General features: G+C 52.0%; 6 protein-coding genes. All 6 read left to right on the top strand.

All coding sequences use genetic code 11. The features are described 5' to 3' along the window. Nucleotides 1-91 precede the first annotated feature (91 nt). The 6 genes from AC0MA3_RS03340 (at nucleotide 92) to AC0MA3_RS03315 (ending at nucleotide 6,567) form a co-directional block, all read left to right on the top strand. Entirely contained in the window at nucleotides 92-871 is a 780-nt protein-coding gene (locus tag AC0MA3_RS03340) for an ABC transporter ATP-binding protein (protein ID WP_474655146.1), read from the top strand. Then, on the top strand, nucleotides 868-1,704 hold the full coding sequence (locus tag AC0MA3_RS03335) for an ABC transporter permease (RefSeq protein WP_474655145.1): 837 nt from the start codon (nucleotides 868-870) through the stop codon (nucleotides 1,702-1,704). Before AC0MA3_RS03340 ends, AC0MA3_RS03335 begins: the two co-directional genes overlap by 4 nt. A gap of 162 nt (nucleotides 1,705-1,866) precedes the next feature. Further along, complete coding sequence (locus tag AC0MA3_RS03330; RefSeq protein WP_474655144.1) at nucleotides 1,867-2,844, top strand: aromatic acid exporter family protein; 978 nt, start codon at nucleotides 1,867-1,869, stop codon at nucleotides 2,842-2,844. Nucleotides 2,845-3,091: 247 nt separating this feature from the next. Next, nucleotides 3,092-4,123 (top strand): HD-GYP domain-containing protein, encoded by a 1,032-nt coding sequence (locus tag AC0MA3_RS03325; protein WP_379151764.1) that lies wholly within the window; start codon nucleotides 3,092-3,094, stop codon nucleotides 4,121-4,123. A 268-nt stretch (nucleotides 4,124-4,391) separates the two neighbouring features. Next, the gene (locus AC0MA3_RS03320; RefSeq protein ID WP_379151767.1) at nucleotides 4,392-4,949 is read left to right on the top strand and encodes an outer spore coat protein CotE; all 558 of its coding nucleotides are present in this window, start codon (nucleotides 4,392-4,394) and stop codon (nucleotides 4,947-4,949) included. A 148-nt stretch (nucleotides 4,950-5,097) separates the two neighbouring features. Further along, nucleotides 5,098-6,567: a putative amidoligase domain-containing protein gene (locus AC0MA3_RS03315; protein WP_474655143.1), complete on the top strand. Its 1,470-nt coding sequence runs from the start codon at nucleotides 5,098-5,100 to the stop codon at nucleotides 6,565-6,567. Nucleotides 6,568-6,603: the final 36 nt, after the last annotated feature.

Raw genomic sequence — 6,603 nt, 5'->3', positions numbered from 1 at the left:
CTTACAAAACTTAAGCTAATGCTTACGAAGCGAGTTTTGTACGAAGGAGATCACAGAAGCGGATGCTTACAAAACTTTTAGGAGGGGCGATATGCTTCCCATTGTGCAGTTAAAGGAAGTGACGCATGCCTATTTGGGGGATCGTGAGGCGTCGCTTGCCATCGAAAATTTCAGTCTGAACGTGGAAGCAGGCGAGTTCGTCAGTCTGGTCGGACCCAGCGGCTGCGGCAAAACCACGCTCCTGTCGATCATCGCCGGTCTGCTGAAGCCCTCGCGCGGAGATGTATCTGTGAACGGACATGCGGTTAACGGCCCTTCACCTGAGGTGGGGTATATGCTGCAGCAGGATTATCTTTTTCCGTGGCGGACTATTCTGGATAATGCCTTGCTGGGACTGGAGCTTACCGGAAGTCTGAACGAGCAATCCAGGAAGAAAACGATAGAATTGCTTGCTGAAATGGGTCTTGCCGGCAAAGAGCATACGTATCCGGTTCAGCTCTCAGGAGGGATGCGCCAGCGGGTGGCGCTGGTACGGACGCTTACTACAGATCCTGGCCTGCTACTGCTGGATGAGCCCTTCTCTGCGCTAGATTATCAGATCAAGCTGCAGCTTGAGGATCTGGTCTCAGAAACTCTGCGCAGCCGCGGAACTACTGCTATTCTGGTTACCCATGATCTGTCTGAGGCGATTGCAGTCAGCAGCCGGGTGATCCTCCTGCAGCCGAATCCCGGCAAAATCCGCAAGATTTTTATTGTACCCGAAGCGATCAGGCGTACACCTCCTCTATATGCGAGGGACTTGCCGGGGTTTGCAGAGCTTTTTCATGAAGTGTGGAAGGAAATGGAACATGCGGGGAGGGAAGGTCTATGAAATCGGTTGAACAAATAGAATTAGCTGCCTCCCGACAGTTGTGGCTTGAAGAGAGTCATGCCCAATATCAAAAGAAAAAACGGCGATGGCGCGCCCGTGTAATAGGAGTCCGTGGAAGTCTGCTTGTCCTGTTCTTTGTGCTCTGGGAGGCTGGCGCCAGACTGGGCTGGCTGGATGAGCTGTTGTTCAGCTACCCCACCAAGGTCTTCCGGCAAATTTGGAGTGATATGATCAGTGGAAGTTTGTGGCCGCATCTGGGTATGACCGTTGGTGAAACGGTGGTAGGCTTCGTACTTGGGACACTATTAGGCACTCTTCTTGCCATAGTCATCTGGTGGTCGCCCTTTTTATCGGCAGTACTTGATCCGTACATGGTCGTCTTTAACAGTATGCCTAAAGTAGCGCTGGGGCCGATTTTTATCGTGATGTTCGGAGCGGGCTTTACGGCGATTGTGGTAACAACGTTGTCTATCACTGTAATTATTACAACACTTGTGGTGTACAACAGCTTTTGCAGCGTGGATCCGAATCTGGTGAAGGTGGCAAAGTCGTTTGGAGCCTCACGGGTGCAGGTGTTCAATAAGGTGATTCTGCCGGCTTCCTTCCCCACGGTTGTATCAACATTGAAAGTGAATGTTGGCATGTCCTGGGTGGGTGTGATTGTTGGCGAGTTTTTGGCGGCCAAATCCGGCCTTGGGTATCTGATTATTTACGGATTTCAGGTGTTCAATTTCACGCTCGTGATGTCCAGTCTGCTGATTATTGCCGCTGTGGCTACAGCCATGTATCAGCTGGTAGTATATGTAGAGAAGCTGCTTTTGTCGAGACGATGAAAAACATGTCATATTGTGCAGCTCCGCAAAATCTTGTACCATGTCTATATCTTTACCTGAACATGATTGCCAACCTGTTAAGCTGGCGTGACCGGGTTATGCTTCTCATGAAGCCAGCCAGGAGCCGCCTGACTTACAAAGACCGCAAGGAGAGGTATTTACATGGGATTTCGAGTTATCAAAACAGCGGCTGCGACACTACTGTCGATCCTGCTGGCAGCCGCTGTGGGCATCCCGAACGCGCAGAGTGCGGGTCTGCTGGCGATTCTGGGTGTGGAAACCACCCGCAAAAGGAGCCTCCGTACGATTACTGCGCGGTTTCTTGCCTCATTGGTCGGACTTTTCTTCGGCTGTATTTTATTTTATTTATTTGGGTTCCATTACTGGGTGCTGGGGATGTATGTCCTGGTAGGGTTCCCGATGATTGTAAAATCCGGTTATAAGGAGGGAATCGTTACCAGTTCCGTTATTGTGTTCCGTGTTTTTGGACAAGCTGAGCTGTCGGCACATGTTCTGCTGCAGCAGATCGAGCTCCTGTTTGTCGGCCTTGGCTCTGCCGGATTGATTAATTTGATCTATATGCCTCAGACCGGCAGTGTCATTGCTGCCATTCGTAAAGAGGTAGACAGTTATTTTTCGGTCATTTTTACACAGATGGCCCGAACCCTCCGTGATCCGGGATATCTATGGGACGGTAAGGAACTGATTGGAGCCAATGAAGCGGTGCAGCGGGGACTGACAGCGGCCTCCAGAGAAATGGAGAATCATGTGATTCATCCGGATGAAGCATGGAATGTCTATTTTTATATGCGCAAGGAACAGCTTGAATCCATTCAGAACATGATGCAGCTACTCTCTCAAGTCTACCGTCAGCTGCCACACGGGGATATGGTTGCAGACCTGTTCGATCAACTCAGCAATGATGTGCTGGCTGAAGAATATACAGGCCGGACGGAAAAACTGCTGGCGCTGCTGGAACAGGAATTTCAAAAAATGGATCTGCCTGAAACGCGGGATGAATTCGAGGTCCGTTCAGCCATTTTGCAATTATGCCGTGAGCTCTCCCTGTATCTGAGTATTGCCAAAAGATATAAGATGCCGGTCGATATCAAACCGGTGAAACGGCCTGTATCTAGATAAAGGAAACTAGGTAAGCCGTAGACAAATGATGTTAGCGTCCTCTGAAGGGAAATTTTAGGTATTCATATTTTGGTGGGAAATAACGATAAGAGATATAGGAGCAAAACAGCGGTTGCTTATTTAGTGCTGCATTCACCATGCTCTAAAGCCAGGATATCCTATAATATCAAGCTGAATGGAGCGGCACAGATTTCAAATTACGCAGCTTATTCACATCTTGTGAATTCTGCACTGGCAGGTGAGAAAGATGAACAACAGCAACGAACAATATATCGGCAAACAGCTTATAGACAATCTTTTTAATCACAACGGTGTGTTTGTATTGCCCGCTATGACACTACTGAGCTCAGAGCATATCCGTCTGATTACCCAACATCGGATCATTCTTCAGCCGCATGATGTGCTCCAGCTGGACAGTGAGGCTTTCTATCAGCTGGCGGTGGATGATTGTACAGAAGCTATGGAGAATATTTTTGAGCAGTTCCGTTATACCAAAAGCAAGCGGCTGCCAATGCTGGAACTAAGAAATGAAGTCATTCCATTTATCCAGCAGGTCAGTGAGAAAAATGATTTTTACGGAATATTGGCTGCGCTGCAGACTAAAGATGACTATACATACAGACATAATGTTGCCGTAGGTATTCTGTCAACGCTTCTTGGCAGGTGGCTTAAGCTCAGCCCGGAAGAGCTGGGGATGCTGACTATTGCCGCAACTCTTCATGATATCGGAAAAGTTATGATTCCAGCCGAAATCCTTACCAAACCCGGTCCCCTGAATGACGAGGAACTGGCCATCATGAAAAAACATACTACACTCGGATATGAGATGATCAGGGATACAGTGGGGACGTCGCATATGCAGGCACTCGTTGCACTACAGCACCACGAAAGAATGGACGGCAGCGGCTATCCGTTCGGGGTGATGGGACACCGGATTACGGATTTCAGCAAGATAGTAGCCGTCACGGATATTTTTCATGCCATGACTTCAGACCGGTATTACCGTTCTGCCGCACCCTTATATGAAGTGCTTACGCAGATGGAGGATAACTCTTTCGGCAAGCTCGACCCCTATATTTGCAGTGTGTTTATCAATAAACTTATGCAATCCATGATAGGCAACGACGTGTTGTTGACAGACGGGCAGATTGGTAAAATCATCATGATTCTGGCGCATGATCCGCTTCGCCCGCTAGTCAATATCGGTGAGGAATTCATTGATCTCAGCAAGCATAGAACCCTTGGCATTGTTCGAGTCCTACCACAATCGAATGGATAATAAAGGCCCCCGCAGAGCATATGCGGGGGTTTTTGTGCGGATCAGGACTATCCGGGAGTCTGCCTGTTTAAGATGGGGTGATTCATTTCTTGGGCAGGATTTCGATTATGTACTCATATCTAAGCAAATTCATCAATAAAATGTAGCAAGACCCAGCGGCGCAGCAGCTTGGAGGGCTTACCCAAATTTATTTATACTCTAACAATCAACAAATGCCCAGAACGTGCATACACTTGATAGTGAATGATTGTATGGAGGAGGTTCAAAGATGTCATTAAGCCATAAACGTCAAACAAGGGAGATCATTACGAAGGCAATTTGCGGCAAAGGTCGTAAGTTCTCTACAGCAACCCATACCGTGACTCCGCCACACCATCCGACGAGTATTTTGGGGGCTTGGATTATCAACCACCAGTACGAAGCGGTTGCCGCCGGGAACGGAATCGAAGTAATTGGTACTTACGATGTGAACATCTGGTATTCGTATGACAAAAATAAGCAGACCGAGGTAGCTAAGGAAACGGTCTCTTATGTGGAGCTTATTCCACTGTCATACCTGGATCCCAGACACCGCGCTTCCACAGTCGAGGTATCTGCGGAGGCAACGCAGGAACCCAACTGTGTGGAAGCAGGTGTGTCTCCTGGAGGAGGAAGTGTGACGCTGCGTGTGGAGCGGGAGTTCGAAGCGGAACTGGTTGCTGAGACCAAGGTTCGCGTGTTTGTGACCGATCAGAGCGATGATCCGGAAGACAAGGATTATGACTTTGAGGGTGAAAGCTTCGATTATGATGATCTGGACCCTGACGCCCTGGATGATGAACTGTAAGGAAGAGGATCGCCGCTGCCCACTGAATATCGGTGGGTTATGATCCATTATATGTTGTGGGGGTGGCGGCGAGAGGGCGGATGCCCTCCTTTTTTATTTTTATTTATCTCCATGCATAGGCTTGAAGAATCCAAGAGGAGGCTGAGTGATGAATGAGGGCGTTCAGGTCTTCCTGCAATTATCTGCTGCCCAGCGGGAAGACAGGCTTCGGCGCATCGGACTGGAAGCTTTGCTTACGCAAAACGGCAGTGCAGGATCTGGCGAGAATACATACGAAAATGTACCGGGAGCAAAATTGTACAGACAGTTCTATGAGGTCCGTGTATTTAATCTGACGATTCTGGAAATTCTGCCTCTGGGGACAGGGGCAGCGATGAAGCCGGCTTCATTGCCGGGGTTAAAGGTTACAATGTCGACCGGGGATATGGAGATGGACGGCCATGAGGAAGGACCGGCGCGTGTTGTCCTGCCAAATGGAGAATGGCCCAGGGAGTTAACGGGGGAGAGCGGCGGGGCAGTATCGGAGACAGCTTCCGGCAGACCAGCTGTCAGTTCTGCCTCTTCCGGCCAGCGACGCGGTGCGGCGGGGAAGATAAGAGATACAGCGATAAAGACATTGTACAGTCTTGGGCTGGACAGCGGAGAGCTGCTGCTGGAAGCCATGGGCGGCCGCCACTACAGGGTTCTCAAGGTTATTCCGCTTCCGGCGGCCCCTGGCGGGGAACTGCCGGAGCCTTACCGCGCAGCATCGCTGGCACTGAGGCGCGCACTGGCTCTGGAGCAGCCCGGCCGTCCAGGGCTGCTGCTGGGCATGGACCCGGAGTTCCTCCTGCTCCGGGAATTCACGGGCCGCGTCGTGCCGGCGTCGCGGTACCTGCCCACGGACGGCGTCGCCGGCTGCGACGCCGGGCCTCCGGGAACGCGGGGCACGTTCCCGGTCGCTGAGCTGCGCCCTGCGCCGCGCGGGGAACCGCGCGCGCTGCTGGCGCAGCTGATGTCCGCCGCGCGTACGGCGGACCGGCTCATCGCCGACCGCTCGCTGCGCTGGCGGGCGGGAGGCATGCCGCTGACGGGCTGGGCCCTCGGCGGCCACCTGCACTTCAGCGGCGTGACGCTGTGCGCGCCGCTCCTGCGGGCGCTCGACAACTATCTCGCGCTGCCGCTGATGCTTCTGGAGGACACCCGTGCAGCGGCACGGCGTCCCAGATACGGGGGGCTCGGCGATTTCCGGCTTCAGCCGCATGGCGGCTTTGAATACCGGACCCTGCCGAGCTTCCTGGTGTCCCCGGTCATCGCGAAGGGAGCGGTCTTCCTGGCTCACCTGATCGTGAGCCGCTATGAAGACCTGAGACTGCGCCCGCTCGACCGGGAAGACCTGCACGCCGCCTACTACAGCGGCGACAAACCCCCGCTGCGCGCCGCGTTCCCGCCGCTTGCAGCTCAGCTTCGCGCTTTGCCTGGCTATGCGCAGGCCGCTCGTTATATTGAGCCGCTGTTCAGCTGCATTGCTGCAGAACAGACCTGGGATGAGTCACGCGATATCCGTGAGCTTTGGTCCGGCCAAAAAACACCTGTGAACGCTCCAGGAGGAATGTCCGCAGGTGCCTGTCTAAATTAATAATTCATTATCCTGAATCCAGAATCTGAACTAAGC

The organism is Paenibacillus sp. LS-5, assembly GCF_056121505.1.
The sequence above is the reverse complement of the archived record's forward strand: the minus strand, read 5'-3'. Positions and strand labels throughout refer to the sequence as shown.